A 17,224-nucleotide genomic window follows, 5' to 3' on the forward strand; every position below is an offset into this window, starting at 1 on the left:
TGGTAACCCCCATAAAAAACATGAGGATGATCAGCACGAGAATAAAACCGATAACGATCGAATTTACCAGTTCATTGAACGAATGCCGGGCGTTTTTACTTTGATCGCCCGTAACAACGATGTTAAGATCTTTGGGAAATTCGTTGTCCTGCATTTCCTTTACGGCCAGCTTTACCGCATCGGCCGTTTCAATAAGATTTTCACCCGAACGTTTAACAATATTGAGTGTAATTACATTTTTCCCATCCAGCCGTGCATAGCTTTCTCTTTCTTTGGTAGTGTCTTTGATAACAGCAATATCTTTTAAATAAATGGAACCGCCGGTAGGACTTCTTACGACTACTTTTTCAATATCTGCTGCAGAACGGAACTGTCCTTTTAATTGCAGGGTCCGTTTCATATTGCCCACTTCCAGCAAACCGCCGGAAATGTCCATGTTTTCACGCGCTACGGCATTGGCAATATCGTCAAACGTAATATTGGCACTGCGCATCCTGTAATTGTCTACATTGATCTGGAACTCTCTTTCGGGAGCACCTACAATATCAACACGGGTAATTTGCGAAAGTTCTTCCAGCTTATCCTGCAGATCGTCGGCGTACTTCTTCAGCCTCATTTCATCATAGTCGCCGCTCATGTTTACATACATGATCGGGATTTCCGACAAGCTCACTTCCATTACAGAAGGCTCCTCGGTAAGATCCGTAGGAAGATCTGTTTTGGCTTTATCTACCGCGTCTTTCACTTTTTGTACAGCCACATCAATATCCACATCGGTATTAAACTCCACAACGATAGCGGAAAAATCCTGAACAGAAGTACTGGTGGTTTTCTGGATCTTTACTCCTGTAATGCCCTTGATCTGCTTTTCAATGGGCTGGGTAACCAGGTTTTCGATATCGCGGGGCGAATTGCCTACATATACCGTTTGAATATATACTGTTGGAATTACAATATCAGGAAACTGCTCCTTGGGTAAAGTAACGAACTCGTATACGCCAATGGCGCTGATAAATAACATCAGCAGATAAATGGAAGTCCTGTTCTTTATGCTCCAGGTTGTAGGCCTGAACTCTTTAAACTTGGCTGTCAGATTTTCTAAAGCACTCATATTGATTAGTGTTGTATATCCACAAAAGATTGTCTGTGCTGATGATGCAAGGCCAATAAACCAGGAAGGAAAATTTTGGCATTATAAAAATCAGCCTGTAAAATTTATTTTTCATGCACAATAGACAGGAGGACCTCCGGCAAGGGTTCTCTTCCTGCATAATATTCACAACGCTCACCTCTCACTTTTCACACTCACTACTCACCACTCACCACTCACTACTCACTACTCACCACTTACCACTCACTACTTACTACTCACTACTCACTACTTACTACTTACTACTTACTACTCACCATTTCTCACTTCCTCTACATCGTGCTTGTTGTAAGCGGCTGTCCTTCGTACAATCCCTGGAAACCATCGGTTACGATCTGCTCTCCTGCTTTCAAACCAGACTTCACCTCTACCTTATCGCCATACAATTGTCCTATCTCAACAGGCTTTTTGTGTGCGATCCATTTGTTGCTCTCTTTTACCGCCACCATTACAAATTTCCCCTTATCATCATTTTGCAGGGTGTTTACGGGAATGGTGATCACATCCTTAGCCGTATAATCCTGGATCCTGACCAGGGCGATCTGGTTTGGACGAAGCGATTTCTCAACAGGCATTTTGGCTTCAATATAAAATGAGCGGCTATTGGGATCAATCAGCTTACCTGCTACCGATACTTTTGTAGCAAAGGTTTTATTTCCCAGGTCAGGAAAATTAACCAGCACCTTACTCCCCACGCCCACTCGATCTAAATAATTTTCAGGTACCTGTGCCACAATTTTCAGGTCGTTGGTATTAACAATGCGTATCTGCGGACCTCCCTGGAAAAACTCTCCCACTTTTATATTTACCGTTTCTGCCACGCCCGACATTTCGGCGTATACACTTGAAAAGGAGGATTGCTCTTTTGCAGTGGCAATTTGCTTTTCAATGGATTCTACGTTGTTCTTTGCGCTCAATAGCTGCACTTCAGTTCCTATGCTCTCTTCCCACAGGTTCTGCTGGCGTTTCAAAATGTCGCTGGCGTAGGCCAGTTGCGTGTTCAACTGGTCAATCTGCTTCTGTGCCATGGCATCATCGAGCTTTAGAAGCAGTTGGCCCTTCTTTACATAATCGCCCTGTTTAATGTATATGGCTTTTACCAGTCCACCCTGTCCGCGTGGCGCCACATAAGCGATATTGGTGGCATCCAGGCGTCCCTGCAGATCAATGTAATGTGTAAAGCTGCCGGTTTCAAGCGGTGCAATTGCCACCAGCTTCGCATTCTCCTTTTTCTGCGAAGGATCGAGTGTTATGATCTCTTCCTCAAGAGCTACAATTTTATCGCTCAGTGCTTTTTGATCTTCCTTCATTTTATCTAACTGCGCTTTTTTCTGAGCAACAATTTTGTCCGTTCCTTTTTCAACTTTCGTAGTTGTTCCGCCACACGCTGCCAGCAATACCAAAGCTGCTATTGCCGAAGCTGTTTTTAAAACGTTTTGCATATACCTGGTTTTATAAATCATTCAATGGTTGTATTTAAAAATTATAATCTTCCCGTTGCTTTTATATAATCAATCCTTGCTATGATGGCATTGTATAAAGCATTGATATAGTTGGTTTGCGCCGCTTTCATATCGGTTTGCGCCTGCGTGATCTCTGTATTGGAACCCGTACCCACCTCAAATTTTTTCCGGGTTTGCCGGAACACCGTTTCCGCCAGCTCCATATTTTTCTTCTGATAATCCATGGTGGAAACAGCCGTGTTAAAGTTGTTCCGTGCAGTTTCAATTTCATTGTCAATATTGATCTTCAACGCTTCGCGTTGATTAACCGTTTGCTCCAGCGTAAGTTTGGCTTTGGCTATGCGTGCATTGGCCGCCATACCTGTGAATATGGGAATATTCAGTTGGAGTGTAAAGGCAGAAATATCGAACCAGTCGCCTTTTTGCAAAAAATCAAACTTATTGCGCTGGGCGTTCTTATTATAATATCCATTCAGCGATAAGGTAGGAAGTTTGGCCAATTTATACCTGCGCACATCATACTCTCCCAGGGCCACGCCAAGCTCGGCATACTGGTAGTCTTTGCGTTGCGTATAACTGAAATCACTCAATTCGAGGATACCGTTTTTTATCTGTTCATCACTCAGGGAATCCGTGAGCGCCAGTGAATCTTTAACAGGCATACCCATTAAAACCTTCAGCCCCAGGTAACCATTCTGCACCTGGTTCAATGCGCTTGTTTTTTCCGTTTGCAGGTTGGCCAGCTGAACCGACAGCTTGTCGAGATCCAGCTTTTCGGCAAAGCCATTTTCATGCATTATCCGGGTATCGTGCTGTAGCTTGTTGAGCAGCTCTATATTAGCATCCAGCAGCTCTATCTGTGTTTTGCTTGCTACCAGTTGGTAATATATTTTATATATATTGGCCCGTATGGACTCTTCCGTTATTTCGGCTTTCTTTTCCTGGAATTTGATCAGGGTTTCTCTTGCCTGCAACCCCACGAACACCTGCCCGTCAAACAATATCTGGTTCAATGATACTCCGCCTGTAGCTCCCCATTTTACACCAAATGCCAATTTCTCAAATGTACCCGGTTGCCCTCCAAAAAATTCTGCCGGTACAAGGCTTACCGGGAGCTTCGCATTATATGCCAGCGATCCGCTCGCGCTGATCTGCGGGTATGCCATACCGGTAACTTCCCTGTTGGTTTGCTGCTGGATCCGGATATCCAGCAAAGCATTTTTTACCTCGGTATTGTTCTGTTTGGCATAGTCCAGCGCCTGCTGCAGTGAAAAAGCATGCACTTGCTGCGATTGTGCCTGCTGTGCCTGTATGCCTGTTGAAGATATCGCCACAAAAATCATTAATACCCACTTTGCCGGTTTCCATTCTTTCATCTGTTTATTTTTTAGTTTGGTCAGATATAGCGCTATAAAAAATTTATAGTGATGGCTGTAAATTTTATGACTGTTTTGTTAGTGATTTTTTTGACGTTTCAAAAGATATTTCTGAACGAGTTTTTGACCTCTGGCAGTAGTGATCCCATATAAAAAGTGGATCGTCACTTCTTCTATTACTGCGCCCAGATTGTATTTACCAAGGGGATAAAGATCGGGGCTGAACATCATAAATACTGAAGCCAACCTGAATCGCGATAAGATCTCAATACTGATTTCGGGACGGTACAACTGCGCTGCTATACCCTGTTCCAGGTTTCCCTTTATCAGCTTATATAAAAATTCATTCTTATGGTCGGCAATCTTCTTATATGCAACCGGGTGATATTTCTGCAGGTCGTACATGATCGTGGGATTCATCGTCTTCAGCATTTCCTGCACCATATCTGTAGCCACCAGGATTTCATGAACAGGGTTCTCACTTTCTTCCCTGTGAACGCAGCATTCCGTGGTATTGGTACTGATCACTATATCTATCGCACTGTCCACCAGGGCATCCTTATCGGCATAAAACTGGTAAATGGTTTTTTTGCTGATGCCCAGTTGAGACGCGATCTCGTCCATGCTTATGCTGCGTATTCCGTATCTCAAAAACAAATCATGCGCCTTCTGCGCTATTCTTTCCTGTATCTCCATAACTTCAAAATCGGGAGCAAAACTATGGAAACTTTTTTTGTTACCAAAGTTTCCTGCGTTTTTTTATATCTTTTTTTGATGAACGGTAAATACACGATAACCTGCCGGATCCCGCAAAACCAATGAGCATGATCTGTGGCACAGGAACCCTGTAAGCGGGGTTCACCAATAATCATACGGTTGGATTAATTTTACATTTATAAAACATATCTGATGGCTACTAAAAACTGGTTAAAGAACTTATTACGGATCTTTTTACAGGGATTGATCATTCTTGCGCCCATTGTTATAACAATCTGGGCATTAACTTCATTATTTTATTTTGTAGACAGGATCCTGCCTGATATTTTTGAAAGCATAATCCCGGAGTTTTCTACATACTACCTGCCGGGTATGGGATTTATAGTAGCGCTGCTCATCATTTTTACAGTAGGCTACGTATCCTCTTCCTTTGTAGTAGGGAAACTGGTGGAATTGTTTGACAGCATACTGCAAAAAACACCGGGTATAAAAATAATTTATACCACGCTGAAAGATTTCTTTGAGGCATTTGCCGGTAATAAAAGAAAATTCGATAAAGCGATCCTGGTATCCGTTGCAGCGGCAGATGTATGGCAAATAGGCTTTATAACCCAGCAGGAGGTGCAGGAATTCGGACTGAATGAATTTGTAGCCGTGTATGTTCCCCAATCCTATGCTTTTGCAGGGCATCTTTATTTTGTAAAAAGAGACAGGGTGCGGCTTTTAACCGATGTGAGCTCTGCCAACGCAATGAAGTTTGCAATATCGGGTGGCGTAACAAGCATTGATGAAGAAACGGCGGCCAGAACCGCTAAAGAACTCTAATAATTTTTCAGGCGGGAGCCCGGAGCAAAAATTTTAAATCGCAAGTGCGTCAGGATATATCAAAAAGGAATTTGGGGCTGTAAACAGTAGCGCCGTTATCAACTGCTGCTCCGGCTGTACGCTTCAAGTCCGGCGCAGTTCCCTATGCTCAAACCCTCACCGGGCTTTCCGCTCCCATCCGGCAGCCCGTGAGCAGCACCTGTTGCTTCTAACCACCCTCCGGTTCTCTTTATGATCATTTACTTTTCAAAAAATACGTTTCATCTTAAACCCCGGCAACCCTTTTAAAGTCTCAAATTCGTCATCGCCTGTTACCAATGTTCCATTTTTTTGAATGGTTAGCGCTGCAGCGAAAGCATCGGCAAAAGACAATTTATGGCTGGCTTTAATTTTCGCAGCTTCCGGTGAAAGTGTCAAATCAATTTCGATAAAATGAAGCGGAAACCTTATTAAAGTAATTCAAAACGCCTTTTACCCCCTTACCGCTATTCGCTTCGCGGCAGTAAAGGGTAAAATTTCAATGGAATCTGAAGATATCCGAAAAATTGGGGGTATGATTTTTAAAAAAGCCAGTATGGCGATTACTCAATTGAAAGCAGGCAATAATTATGCTTCATGGCAACTGGGCAATACAATCCTGGATAAAAGCCTTGATTCTCTTTGTGAAATCAGTAATGCATTGATCAATGACATGAGCGAATACCAGCGAAAGGTATTTAATTTACTGAGTGCGGGGCTTACTCAAAAAGAGATTGCAAATCAGTTAAGCAAATATCCTCAATCGGTATGGGATGCAATACAACGAAGTAAGGCGGTATACATTATAAACGCTCAAAACACAGTAAATTTAATTTTAGCGGCAAGTATATGAAATAAGGATTATTTTAACCAAATCAATGTATAACGATTGATACTTTACTCAAATATGGTTTAATAATTATTACATTCCTGTTATCGCTGATTATTTCTACTGTTCTGATACGTAAAGGAATTCCGAAGTTGAAAAAAAGTATTGCACAAGAACCAGCCCAAAGAATTTGTACGGAAAGAAGAGATCAAAGCTAATCCGGTATACTATTAGGAACGCTCATCAATTTTGGAATAGCGCTGATAATGGTGGAGATAGTACAAGAGATATTAAAGATGACTTCCCCCGGGTAATTAACATTTCATTAGTCAGGGCAAATTTCCACAAATACGATTTTACTTGTTTTTCACATTCAAGAGGCAGGCAGCATAGTTTCATTGTTTTTCATTGTATATTTACTATACTCAGCTATTTCATTCTTTCACCTAACCGCTAACCATTATGCACCAAAAATTATTATTGCTGGCCTGTTCAGCTATTATTTATCAGCATGCCTTTTGCTGGGGCTTTTATGCCCATAAAGAAATCAATCATCATGCAGTATTCCTGCTGCCGCCGGCCATGATGGTGTTTTACAAACCCAATATTGATTTTATAACAGAGCATGCGGTTGATCCCGACAAGAGAAGATATATGGTTACCGCGGAAGGTCCCCGTCACTTTATTGACCTGAACCGTTATGGAACATATCCTTTTAACGATTTGCCCCGCACCTGGTACCAGGCCGTGGAAAAATACGGTGAGGATAGCCTCATGGCGCATGGCATCGTTCCCTGGTGGGTTAACATTATGCTGCAACGACTTACCAAAGCCTTTAAAGAAAAAAACCAAAGCGCCATACTTAAGCTTTCCGCCGAAATAGGGCATTATATCGCCGATGCCCATGTGCCATTGCACGCCCACAGCAATTATAATGGACAGCAAACCGGGCAGCAGGGCATTCATGGCTTCTGGGAAAGCCGGATCCCCGAATTACTGGCACAGAGAGAATTTGATTATTTCATCGGCAAGGCGCAATACCTTTCCAATCCCCAGCAGTTCATGTGGCAACGGGTGCTGGAGAGTGCGGCTGCGGCAGATACCGTTTTATATGTTGAAAAAGTGCTGACTCAGGAATTTTCATCCGATCTCAAATATGCCTTTGAAGAAAGAAACGGCACCATTATCCGGCAGTATTCGTCTGCCTTTACCATTGCTTACAACCGGCGCCTGCAGGGCATGGTGGAACGCCGGATGCGGCAGTCTGTTTTTGCAGTGGCCTCATTCTGGTATACCGCATGGATCAGTGCCGGACAGCCGGAATTGCAGCCACAGGCAGATACCGGGTTTTCAGAAACGGACAAAAAGGATTTTGAAGCATTAGACCGCTTATGGAAAACCGCTGAATCAAAGGGCAGAACTTGCGGGAATTGACGTATATTTGGCGCCCTCAACGAATGCAAAGTCCAATATGAATTGGGTTTTTCAATTTTTCAATTGTACGCAATGATACACAACTTTAATGCCGGACCCAGTATTTTACCCCGGCAGGTGTTTGAGCAGGCCAGCCAGGCTATTCTTGATTTTAACAATACCGGTCTCTCCATTCTCGAAATCGGGCATCGCACCCCGCTTTTCCAGGCAGTGCTGGATGAAGCCAGAGCGCTGGTAAAAGAATTAATGCAGCTCGACAGCGATCATGAAGTTTTGTTTTTACACGGCGGCGCTACCACGCAGTTCTTCCAGGTGCCGATGAACCTGCTGAACGATAATGAAACAGCCGCTTATCTTGATGGTGGCGTTTGGGGTACCAAGCCCATAAAAGAAGCCAAACTTTTCGGACATGTAAATGTAGTGGCTTCTTCAAAAGATAAGGGGTATACTTATATCCCCCGCGGGTTTGAAATACCTGCTGATTCAGCTTATTTTCATTACACTACCAACAATACAATTGAAGGAACCCAAATGCATTTTGTTCCCGAAACCACTGTCCCGCTGGTAGCCGATATGAGCAGTGATATTTTAAGCCGCGTAATGAATTTTAACCGCTTCAGCCTTATTTATGCCGGCGCTCAAAAAAACATTGGTGCCGCAGGCGTGAACATGGTGGTAGTGAATAAAAACATCCTGGGCAGGGTAAGCAGGCAACTGCCTTCCATGATGGATTACCGCAAACATATCGAAAGCGGGTCCATGCTCAATACACCTCCCGTATTTGCCATATATGTTTGTATGCTTACCCTGCGCTGGTTAAAGGAGCAGGGAGGCGTAGCCGCTATTGAAAAGATAAACAACCAGAAAGCGGCATTGCTCTACGACGCATTAGACAGCATTCCTGTTTTTACCCCTACCGTTGATAAAGCCGACCGCAGCAAAATGAACGTGGTCTTTGTAATGGAAAATCCCGAACTGGAAAAAGCCTTCCTTGAACTTTGTAAAAAAGAAGGGCTGGTTGGTGTCAAAGGCCATCGCAGTGTAGGCGGGTTCAGGATTTCTCTATACAATGCCCTCCCTCTTAGCAGTATAAAAACCCTGGTGGAAGTAATGCAGCATTTTGCATTGAAGCATGCTTAATCAAAAAACATTCTAACCAATTATTATGGCAACTATCGTTCCGTTTACCGCATTGCGTCCGCAGGCACAATATGCAAAACAGGTAGCATCGCAGCCTTACGATGTGCTGAACAGCAAAGAAGCAAAGCGGGAAGCAAGGGGCAATCCCAATTCGTTTCTCCATATTACAAAAGCAGAAATTGATCTTCCGGAAGACACAGATGTGCATGCAAGGGAAGTATATGAAAAAGCAAAAGACAATTTAGATGCATTTATTCAGCGTGAGGTGTTGTTCCGTGAAAACAAACCCTGCTATTATATCTACCGGCTGGTAATGAACGGTAAAAGCCAGACCGGCCTGGTTTGCGCCTCTTCCGTTGATGATTATGAAGATGATATTATAAAGAAGCATGAGTTTACACGTCCGGAAAAAGAACAGGACCGCATCAACCATATATCCGCTACCGGCGCTCAAACCGGCAATGTATTTTTAGCTTACAAAAATGTGGCTGAACTGGATGCGCTGATCGAAAAATGGCAGGAAGATAAAAAGCCGGTATACGACTTTGTGGCCGATGATGGCATTGGTCATACCGTTTGGGTGATCAATGACGACAGGACCATTGCTGCCATTACCAATATTTTTTCAGAAAACGTGAACCATACCTATATTGCCGATGGGCATCACCGGGCGGCAAGCGCGGCCAAAGTACGGCTTACTGCCGCCGGAGATACAGAAGGTGCAAATTATTTTCTGACCACCTTATTTCCGGCTTCACAACTCAACATACTGGATTATAACCGGGTGGTTAAAGACCTGAACGGGCAAAGCAGAGAAGCCTTCCTGCAACGCATAACCGAAAACTTTGAGGTTAAAACAAGCGATTCGGCCTTTGCTCCCCGCCAACTCCACGATTTTGGAATGTACATCAATAAATGCTGGTATAAATTAACGGCAAAGCCGGGCACATATGCCGAAGATCCGATAGGCGTACTGGATGTAACCATTTTGCAGAACAATCTTTTGGACCCCATACTGGGCATTAAAGATCAGCGTACAGATAAACGCATTGATTTTGTAGGCGGTATAAGGGGTTTGGGCGAATTGGAAAAGCGGGTGAACACTGGGGAGATGCAGGTAGCGTTCAGCTTATACCCGGTAAGTATTCAGCAACTGTTCGACATTGCCGACAGCGGAATGGTAATGCCTCCCAAAAGCACCTGGTTTGAGCCCAAGCTGAGAGACGGATTGCTTACACACCTGATTGACTGAGGTAGGGTTCAGGTTACAGGATATCAGGGAACGGTTATTCAACAGCCGTCTGCCCCTCCTTCTTCGGGTACCGACCGCTCCTGCATTGATATTAAAGAGTCTAAACGTTTGTACCCATACGATAAAAAGCATTGCGATCCTCGACGGGATTGAACAACAGGAGCGATCTGACCCTCCTGCGTCGGGTACCCGACAGCTCTGCATTGACCCTGAAAGGATCGAATGTTTATAACTACATGACAGGATAGTGTTACGACCCCGAAGGAATCGAACAACAGGAGCGGTCTGACCCTCCTGCATCGGGTGCCGGTTTTACAGTCACAGATTAATTCTCCGTTGCGCCCGGGAATCTGTTAAACAAGGCTTCTAATTCAGCGGCTTTACCCGGAAACTCATGCAAGAGGTTGGTGCGCTCGCCGGGATCATAATCCAAATTGAACAGTTCTTCGGTTGCTTCTTTGGCATTGCTATTGATGCCATCTCCCCGTCTCGCTTTGGTGAGCCGGTATTTCCATTCACCCGCGCGCACGGCTTCACATATTCCATTGTTCACATAATAAATTTCACGGTGGGCAGGATGAGCACCGGCTTTACCCGTCAGCAAATGTGTCACAGATTGCCCGTCTAAAATACGGCCGGCAGGCAGGGATGAACCGGTCCATTCCGCAAGTGCAGGCAATACATCCAGGTTGCTCATTACATCGGTGATCACAGTTCCGGGTTGGATACGCCCTTTCCAGTATACGATAAAAGGCTCCCTTACGCCACCTTCATAAGTTTCTCCCTTTTTACCCCTGAAAACACCTGCTGTACCCACATGCCAGGGTTTTGTGGCGCCGTCACCCGACATGCGCGAAGGGAAATCTATCCACGGGCCGTTATCGCTCGAGAAAAAGAAGATGGTATTGTTATCAAGTCCCTGCGCCTTTACTGCGTCCCACAGTGCTGCAAGGCTCTCGTCCAGCTCTTCAACCACGTCTCCGAGCGGACCGCCGGCCGACCTGCCTTTATTTTTCGCGGTAGAAGCAAATGCCACAGGCAAATGCGGCATGTTGTGCGCGAGGTAAAGGAAGAAGGGCTTGCCCTTTTTTTGTTGCCGGATATATTTAATGGCTTCGTTTGTATACATCCGGGTAAGTATTGAATCGGCCGGGCGAATGATCTCAGGTGTTCTGTTGCGGAAAATTTTAATAGTCGTATCTGTTTTTACATACGGATGCCTGTAATCCTGGCTGTACAGCATACCATAAAAAAAATCGAAGCCCTGCGCAGTAGGATGGTGGCAGGGCAAATGATCACCCAGATGCCACTTACCCACCATTCCGGTGGCATAGCCTGCACTCTTCAGCATCTCGGCAATGGTTACCTCGTTATCGGGCAATCCCAGTGAAGAGCCCGGCCCGATGGGATAAGGCAGGTTCATACGCGAGGCGTAGCGGCCGGTGAGCAATGAAGCCCTGGATGGCGTACAGGAAGGACTGGTTACCATGTAATTGGTGGCATGGGCACCCTCGCGGCTCATTTTATCGAGGAAAGGCGTTTTAATAACGGGGTTACCATAACAGGACAGGTCGGAATATCCCATGTCATCTGCCAGCACAAAAATAATATTGGGCTTGTCCTGGGCATGCAGCAGATAACTGCTTATCGTACATACCGCAATAAAAAGAACAGAGGATATCGATTGTTTCACTGGCATGATCAATACGGTTTGAATATTTTTAAAGGTACAATGGACAGGATAAAATGTTCACATTTATTTCATCATACAGGCAGTATCTTTATCCTTATGAAAAAACTTACCTTCTTACTGGCCTGCAGCTGCTTTGCTATAGCTGCTTCCTCACAGCAGAATGCCGATACCCTGCAGCAAACGGGTCGCGATTATATGCATAAAGGCGATTGGGGAAACGCCATTATGGTGTTCAACCGCGCCCTGCAGCAAAAGCCCAATGATATAAGCCTGCTCAATGATATCGCCTATACTTATTTTTTACAAAGAGATTTTGTTAAAGCGCTGGAAACCATAAAGCCCGTAGTAGAAAGCGACGAGGCAGATGTGCAAAGCTTCCAGATCGCAGGCACTATATATCGCGCCATTGAAGAATTAAAGGAAGGCGCCAGAATATATACCAAAGGCCTGAAAAAATTTCCAATGAGTGGGATGCTGTATGATGAATATGGTGAGCTGCTCTGGCAGAAAAAAGATTATGATGCCATCATCCAGTGGGAAAAAGGCATTTCGGTTGATCCCAATTGTGCCGGTAACTATTACAATGCCAGCCGCTACTATTATTTTACAACCGATAAAATATGGAGCCTGATCTACGGCGAAATCTTTATTAACCTCGAAAGCTATACCGTCAGAACAGCGGAAATAAAAAATATCCTGTATGATGGATATAAAAAATTATTTGCCGACCCCGATCTCCTGAAAAGTTACGACACCAAGAGAAAAAATGAATTTGAAAAAGCCTTTCTTACCTCAATGAACAGTCAATCGCGCTTAGCCGCAACCGGTATTGATCCCGCCGGGCTGATCGCTATAAGAACGGGGTTCATTAAAAACTGGCTTGAAACCTATGCCGCACAATTCCCCTTCCGTTTGTTTGGTTATCACAAGCAGCTGCTGGAAGCCAACATGTATGAAGCATACAACCAGTGGATCTTTGGCTCAGCCATCAACGCGGAGCAGTATCAAACATGGATAAAGAACAATCCCGAAGCGTATAATACATTCAATGATTTTCAGCGTGGAAGGGTCTTTAAATTACCAAAGGGTCAATATTATCAAAATAAATAGGCTTTCTTTTTTGTTTATTGTTTTTTGCCTAAATTGAACCAAAGCACAAACAACGATTGTTATGATTCAACCCCTGCGACTATTTGACTGTCTTGATTACCAACTGGGAAAATTCCCCAAGAAGGATATGCTTGTGGCAAAAGAGAACGGGCAGTGGCGCCCCTACAGTACCGAAGAAGTAAAACAAACTTCGCTGAAATTAGCAGCCGGTCTGTTGTCCCTTGGCGTGTCGGGCAATGATATGACCACGGAAAACAGGGACAAGATCGCCATCATTTCCAACAACCGTCCCGAATGGCTGATCACCGACCTTGCGGTACAGCAAACCGGGGCAATACTGGTTCCCATCTACCCTACCACCAACCCGCTCGAAATTGAATTCATCTTTAACGACGCCGCAGTAAAATATGTATTTGTAAGCAGTGAGGAATTGTTTCAAAAACTGCAGGGCATCCGGGCTAAAATACCCACGGTTAAAGACATCTTCACCTTTAACAGGATACCAGGCGCCAAACACTGGTCGGAGGTACTGGACAAGTCTGCAGACACAGGACTGGCTGAGATCGAAAGCATAAAAAGCAAAATTCAAAAAAATGACCTTGCTACCATAATTTATACTTCCGGCACCACCGGCACTCCAAAAGGCGTAATGCTGAGCCACGATAACATTGTTCAAAACGTTTTTTTATCCAAGGAATGTTTTCCTTTCGACGATCAGCCCCAATACAAAGCGCTGAGCTTTTTGCCGCTGAACCATATTTTTGAAAAAATGGTAAGCTATATCTATATGTTCAGCGGCATTGGCATTTATTATGCCGAAAGCCTCGAAACCATTGGCGCCAACCTGCAGGAAGTGAAACCCGATGTGTTTACCACCGTTCCCCGGCTGCTCGAAAAAGTATACGAGCGCATTATAGGTAAAGGTGCTGAGTTGAGAGGGGTCAAACGGCAGGTTTTTTTCTGGGCAGTCAACCTGGGTAAAAAATACGACAACCTTATTGACGGAGGCTTTTTGTACAATCTCCAGTTGTCCATTGCCAATAAGCTCATCTTCAGCAAATGGAGGGAAGCGTTGGGGGGGAATATCAAATACATCATCACCGGCGGTGCAGCATGCCAGGAGCGGCTGCTCCGCATTTTTAACGCGGCCGGGATACCATTGTATGAGGGCTATGGGCCTACCGAAAATTCACCCGTTATATCCGTTAACCGGCGCGAACCGGGGGGGATGAAGTTTGGAACCGTTGGCCCGCCCGTTAAAGGAATGGAAGTAAAACTGATGGAGGACGGAGAAATTTGCGTAAAAGGCCCTTCAGTGATGGCGGGCTATTACAAACGTCCCGATCTTACCGCAGAAGCCATTATTAACGGCTGGCTGCATACCGGCGACATTGGTGTGTTTGAGGATGACAAATTTTTGAAAATCACCGACCGTAAAAAAGAATTGTTCAAAACCAGCGGCGGTAAATATGTGGCGCCTTCAGCTATTGAAAACAAGCTGAAAGAATCACGCTTTATTGAACAGGTAATTGTGGTGGGCGCCGGAGAAAAATTTGTAGGCGCACTCATTGTTCCCTCCTTTGCCAATTTAAAAGACTGGTGTCAAAAGAACAGCGTTTCTTTCCAATCCAATGAGCAGGTCATTCAAGACCCGGCTGTAATAGCGCATTACAAAGAAATTGTGGAGCAGCTCAATCAAAACTTCAACCATGTGGAGCAGGTGAAACGGTTTGAGTTGCTGCCGCGTGAGTGGAGTGTGGAATCGGGGGAAGTTACGCCCAAGCTCAGCCTGAAACGGAAGGTGATCTTGGAAAAATACAAAGACGCTATAGAAAGGATATACGGTAACGGAACGGTGATATAGACGGCAGGGATTGCTTAAGGATAAAAACCTGCCGGGTAAATCATGCGTAAAACTCCGTCTGCCGGATGATCCGCATCTGCACAGCGGCAAAACTTTGTCAAACAGGTATTCTTCCTTGCATGCTACACATTTGTCTAAAAAATCAAAACACTCTTCTTTGAAGGTCCTTTTGCGGTGATGTTCCCTCCTGTGACAAAATATATTTGATCACCGTATCAGGTATGGTTCCAACCAATGCTGGAATGAGCTGATTAATGTAACCAATGAAAAGGTGGATATGGTCTTGCACTGAATCGATCACGAGATTTTTGTCCCGTATTCCCCGAACCACCCTCCAAATATTCAAACCGTTGTCAGCAGCATGTGGTTTAACCCGTTTATTCGTCTGTATGTTGCCTCATGTGTGTATAAAATCCTGCCAAAACAATGATGCAAACCGCAAGCATGCATAACGAAAGAGATATGAGCAGGAACGAAACCAGTCCTTCTATCGCTCCCGTTCCTTCCTGTCCGCCTGCAATGGGCATCATTTTCCCAAATCCTGTTACGGCAGCAATAACCACTGCTAAAAGATTGGCAAAAGTTCCATAAATCACCAGCCAGAAAGTGGCATTTAGTAGTATCCGAGAAAGCATCAATCGTTTCCAGATCAGTCCAAGTATTACTAAAAACATACCGTTCATTACACCTTCAAGATGAGCAGAAAGTGCCATACGGGATTTGCCATATTGTGAACAAACAGCCCGACCGTAAGTCCGGCCAAAAAAAGGATCAGACCGAGAAAGACCAACCTGTCTGCCTGGCTCGATTGCGTACTTCTTCCCATGGTTATAGAATGATGTTAAAGTAAAAAATTGCCAGGTTAAAAATAGCAATTACCTGGTTCATTGTTGTTGCCTGATGTTATTCAAGTTATTGAAGGATCAAAAGCATCTTTAAAGTAAAATATTTTTGAATGATATCAAAATACGCTAACCGCTGAAAAAAGGAGCTCCCGCAAGCGGATTTTGGGCAAGCCCGCAAAAGGTTGTAACTTATTAAATAAAACTTGCGATGAATACAAATGAAATCACTGCAAAGGATGTAACCGAAGAAATATTGCACAAAGACAATTTCAGCAGGTGGCTGGGCATAAAAGTGCTGGAAGCAGCAGAGGGATACAGCAAAATACAAATGGAAATACGCGACGAAATGCTGAACGGACTGGGGATCGTGCATGGCGGCATTCCTTTTTCTTTGGCCGACAGCGCCTTTGCTTTTGCCTGCAACAGCCGCAACAATCTTTCCGTGGCATGGGATACCTCCATCACTTTTACCAAAGCCTCAAAATTATGGGATATATTAACCGCAGAAGCCAGGGAGTTGCACAACGGAAAGAGCACAGGCCTGTACCTCGTTACCATCACCAACCAACGCAATGAGCAGGTAGCCCTGTTCAAAGGCACCTGCTTCAGAACAGCCAAACCGGTGATCTGAGGAAAAATTACTGTACCTGCATTACATTATCTTCCCGGCGTATATTTTCCAACTCATGCATAAATGTTTTGCCCCAGTTGTCAATATCATAATGCGTTACCTGTTCAAACAAACGCTCCATCCGTAGCTTCCTTTCGTTCTGATCCAACGCTAACGCCTGCTCCAGTCCCTGCACCAGGTCTTTAATATCATAAGGGTTGGTACGGATGGCATAAGAAAGCTCAACCGAAGCGCCTGCAAATTCAGATATCACCAATACACCATCTGCGGCAGGCTTAAGCCCCTGTACACCAATATATTCTTTGGCTACCAGGTTCAACCCGTCCCGCAGCGGGGTGATCCATGCCACGTCGGCAATAGCATAATAAGTAATTACCTGTTCAAAAGGCACCGACCTGAAAAAGAAATGAATGGGCACCCAGTCTAACCGCGCATATTTACCATTGATTTTACCAATGGCCTGCTCCAGCTCGGCCAACACTTTATCATATACCTTCATACCCGAAGCAGGAGGCGTGCAAATATTGATCAGTTCCACCTTACCATGCAGTTGCGGGTTGCGTTCCAGGAAAGATTGAAAAGCATTTATCTTTTCAAGCGGCCCCTTCACATAATCCAGTCGCTCAACAGACAAAATTATTTTTTTACCATCCGTTTGCTTCTGCATTTTCTTTATTTTTTCCTGCGTGGCCGGCTGCTCAAAAATGTGGCGGATATTTTTCATATTGATGCCTACAGGATGTGCGCCCAACCGTATTATTCTGCCGCCGGCATCAATCTCTCTTGCCATTTTATCCACGCCCAGGGCACAACTATAGGTCAAAAACCTGTCGGCGCAGGATTGCTCAGAACGCACTTCAACCGGCGTATGGCTTTT

General features: G+C 44.6%; 16 protein-coding genes. 8 read left to right on the forward strand and 8 right to left on the reverse strand.

Translation table 11 applies throughout. The annotated features are described in order from the left end of the window. The 4 genes from PLH26_RS11735 to PLH26_RS11750 all read right to left on the reverse strand — a co-directional run. A partial coding sequence (locus PLH26_RS11735) for an efflux RND transporter permease subunit (protein WP_324586210.1) occupies positions 1-1,111 on the reverse strand: 1,111 nt, incomplete at its 3' end. Positions 1,112-1,422: 311 nt separating this feature from the next. Further along, complete coding sequence (locus tag PLH26_RS11740; protein ID WP_324586211.1) at positions 1,423-2,592, reverse strand: efflux RND transporter periplasmic adaptor subunit; 1,170 nt, start codon at positions 2,590-2,592, stop codon at positions 1,423-1,425. A 41-nt stretch (positions 2,593-2,633) separates the two neighbouring features. Beyond that, complete coding sequence (locus PLH26_RS11745; RefSeq protein ID WP_324586212.1) at positions 2,634-3,989, reverse strand: TolC family protein; 1,356 nt, start codon at positions 3,987-3,989, stop codon at positions 2,634-2,636. Positions 3,990-4,067: 78 nt separating this feature from the next. Next, positions 4,068-4,685, reverse strand: coding sequence for a TetR/AcrR family transcriptional regulator (locus PLH26_RS11750; protein WP_324586213.1), 618 nt, complete (start codon positions 4,683-4,685; stop codon positions 4,068-4,070). 213 nt (positions 4,686-4,898) lie between these two features. Between PLH26_RS11750 and PLH26_RS11755 the strand changes: the two genes are divergently transcribed. Continuing rightward, entirely contained in the window at positions 4,899-5,531 is a 633-nt protein-coding gene (locus tag PLH26_RS11755) for a DUF502 domain-containing protein (protein WP_324586214.1), read from the forward strand. A gap of 246 nt (positions 5,532-5,777) precedes the next feature. Here PLH26_RS11755 and PLH26_RS11760 read toward each other — a convergent pair whose 3' ends face one another. After that, the gene (locus PLH26_RS11760; protein ID WP_324586225.1) at positions 5,778-5,990 is read right to left on the reverse strand and encodes a PIN domain-containing protein; all 213 of its coding nucleotides are present in this window, start codon (positions 5,988-5,990) and stop codon (positions 5,778-5,780) included. A 94-nt stretch (positions 5,991-6,084) separates the two neighbouring features. On the opposite strand from PLH26_RS11760, the gene PLH26_RS11765 reads away from it, so the two are divergent. The 4 genes from PLH26_RS11765 (at position 6,085) to PLH26_RS11780 (ending at position 10,204) form a co-directional block, all read left to right on the forward strand. Next, a complete protein-coding gene (locus PLH26_RS11765) occupies positions 6,085-6,402 on the forward strand; it encodes a hypothetical protein (RefSeq protein WP_324586215.1) in 318 nt (105 codons plus the stop codon). Between the two features lie 438 nt (positions 6,403-6,840). Beyond that, the gene (locus tag PLH26_RS11770; RefSeq protein WP_324586216.1) at positions 6,841-7,812 is read left to right on the forward strand and encodes a zinc dependent phospholipase C family protein; all 972 of its coding nucleotides are present in this window, start codon (positions 6,841-6,843) and stop codon (positions 7,810-7,812) included. Between the two features lie 72 nt (positions 7,813-7,884). After that, positions 7,885-8,952: a 3-phosphoserine/phosphohydroxythreonine transaminase gene (gene serC, locus PLH26_RS11775; protein ID WP_324586217.1), complete on the forward strand. Its 1,068-nt coding sequence runs from the start codon at positions 7,885-7,887 to the stop codon at positions 8,950-8,952. Positions 8,953-8,977: 25 nt separating this feature from the next. Continuing rightward, positions 8,978-10,204 carry a DUF1015 domain-containing protein gene (locus PLH26_RS11780; protein ID WP_324586218.1) on the forward strand — a complete coding sequence of 409 codons (1,227 nt, stop codon included), beginning with the start codon at positions 8,978-8,980 and terminating at the stop codon, positions 10,202-10,204. Between the two features lie 325 nt (positions 10,205-10,529). On the opposite strand, the gene PLH26_RS11785 is transcribed toward PLH26_RS11780, so the two are convergent. Continuing rightward, a complete protein-coding gene (locus PLH26_RS11785; RefSeq protein WP_324586219.1) occupies positions 10,530-11,903 on the reverse strand; it encodes a sulfatase family protein in 1,374 nt (457 codons plus the stop codon). A gap of 90 nt (positions 11,904-11,993) precedes the next feature. Between PLH26_RS11785 and PLH26_RS11790 the strand changes: the two genes are divergently transcribed. Together PLH26_RS11790 and PLH26_RS11795 are read left to right on the forward strand one after the other, a co-directional pair. Further along, the gene (locus PLH26_RS11790) at positions 11,994-13,007 is read left to right on the forward strand and encodes a tetratricopeptide repeat protein (RefSeq protein WP_324586220.1); all 1,014 of its coding nucleotides are present in this window, start codon (positions 11,994-11,996) and stop codon (positions 13,005-13,007) included. 61 nt (positions 13,008-13,068) lie between these two features. Further along, on the forward strand, positions 13,069-14,871 hold the full coding sequence (locus PLH26_RS11795) for an AMP-dependent synthetase/ligase (protein ID WP_324586221.1): 1,803 nt from the start codon (positions 13,069-13,071) through the stop codon (positions 14,869-14,871). Positions 14,872-15,248: 377 nt separating this feature from the next. On the opposite strand, the gene PLH26_RS11800 is transcribed toward PLH26_RS11795, so the two are convergent. Further along, positions 15,249-15,584 carry a styrene oxide isomerase gene (locus PLH26_RS11800; RefSeq protein ID WP_324586222.1) on the reverse strand — a complete coding sequence of 112 codons (336 nt, stop codon included), beginning with the start codon at positions 15,582-15,584 and terminating at the stop codon, positions 15,249-15,251. A gap of 340 nt (positions 15,585-15,924) precedes the next feature. Here PLH26_RS11800 and paaI point away from each other — a divergent pair, with 340 nt between their 5' ends. After that, positions 15,925-16,347, forward strand: coding sequence for a hydroxyphenylacetyl-CoA thioesterase PaaI (paaI, locus tag PLH26_RS11805; RefSeq protein ID WP_324586223.1), 423 nt, complete (start codon positions 15,925-15,927; stop codon positions 16,345-16,347). Positions 16,348-16,354: 7 nt separating this feature from the next. Here the strand turns inward: paaI and PLH26_RS11810 are convergent. Beyond that, positions 16,355-17,224, reverse strand: an 870-nt coding sequence (locus tag PLH26_RS11810; RefSeq protein WP_324586224.1) for an alpha,alpha-trehalose-phosphate synthase (UDP-forming), incomplete at its 5' end; no start/stop codon positions are given.

Source organism: Agriterribacter sp. (assembly GCF_035444585.1).
Lineage (GTDB): Bacteria > Bacteroidota > Bacteroidia > Chitinophagales > Chitinophagaceae > Agriterribacter.

Excerpts from the sequence above, each read along its gene's own strand:
- PLH26_RS11740 (WP_324586211.1), bottom strand. The coding sequence starts at position 2,592 with ATGCAAAACGTTTTAAAAACAGCTTCGGCAATAGCAGCTTTGGTATTG.
- PLH26_RS11745 (WP_324586212.1), bottom strand. The coding sequence starts at position 3,989 with ATGAAAGAATGGAAACCGGCAAAGTGGGTATTAATGATTTTTGTGGCG.
- PLH26_RS11750 (WP_324586213.1), bottom strand. The coding sequence starts at position 4,685 with ATGGAGATACAGGAAAGAATAGCGCAGAAGGCGCATGATTTGTTTTTG.
- PLH26_RS11755 (WP_324586214.1), top strand. The coding sequence starts at position 4,899 with ATGGCTACTAAAAACTGGTTAAAGAACTTATTACGGATCTTTTTACAG.
- PLH26_RS11765 (WP_324586215.1), top strand. The coding sequence starts at position 6,085 with ATGATTTTTAAAAAAGCCAGTATGGCGATTACTCAATTGAAAGCAGGC.
- PLH26_RS11770 (WP_324586216.1), top strand. The coding sequence starts at position 6,841 with ATGCACCAAAAATTATTATTGCTGGCCTGTTCAGCTATTATTTATCAG.
- serC (WP_324586217.1), top strand. The coding sequence starts at position 7,885 with ATGATACACAACTTTAATGCCGGACCCAGTATTTTACCCCGGCAGGTG.
- PLH26_RS11780 (WP_324586218.1), top strand. The coding sequence starts at position 8,978 with ATGGCAACTATCGTTCCGTTTACCGCATTGCGTCCGCAGGCACAATAT.
- PLH26_RS11785 (WP_324586219.1), bottom strand. The coding sequence starts at position 11,903 with ATGCCAGTGAAACAATCGATATCCTCTGTTCTTTTTATTGCGGTATGT.
- PLH26_RS11790 (WP_324586220.1), top strand. The coding sequence starts at position 11,994 with ATGAAAAAACTTACCTTCTTACTGGCCTGCAGCTGCTTTGCTATAGCT.
- PLH26_RS11795 (WP_324586221.1), top strand. The coding sequence starts at position 13,069 with ATGATTCAACCCCTGCGACTATTTGACTGTCTTGATTACCAACTGGGA.
- PLH26_RS11800 (WP_324586222.1), bottom strand. The coding sequence starts at position 15,584 with ATGGCACTTTCTGCTCATCTTGAAGGTGTAATGAACGGTATGTTTTTA.
- paaI (WP_324586223.1), top strand. The coding sequence starts at position 15,925 with ATGAATACAAATGAAATCACTGCAAAGGATGTAACCGAAGAAATATTG.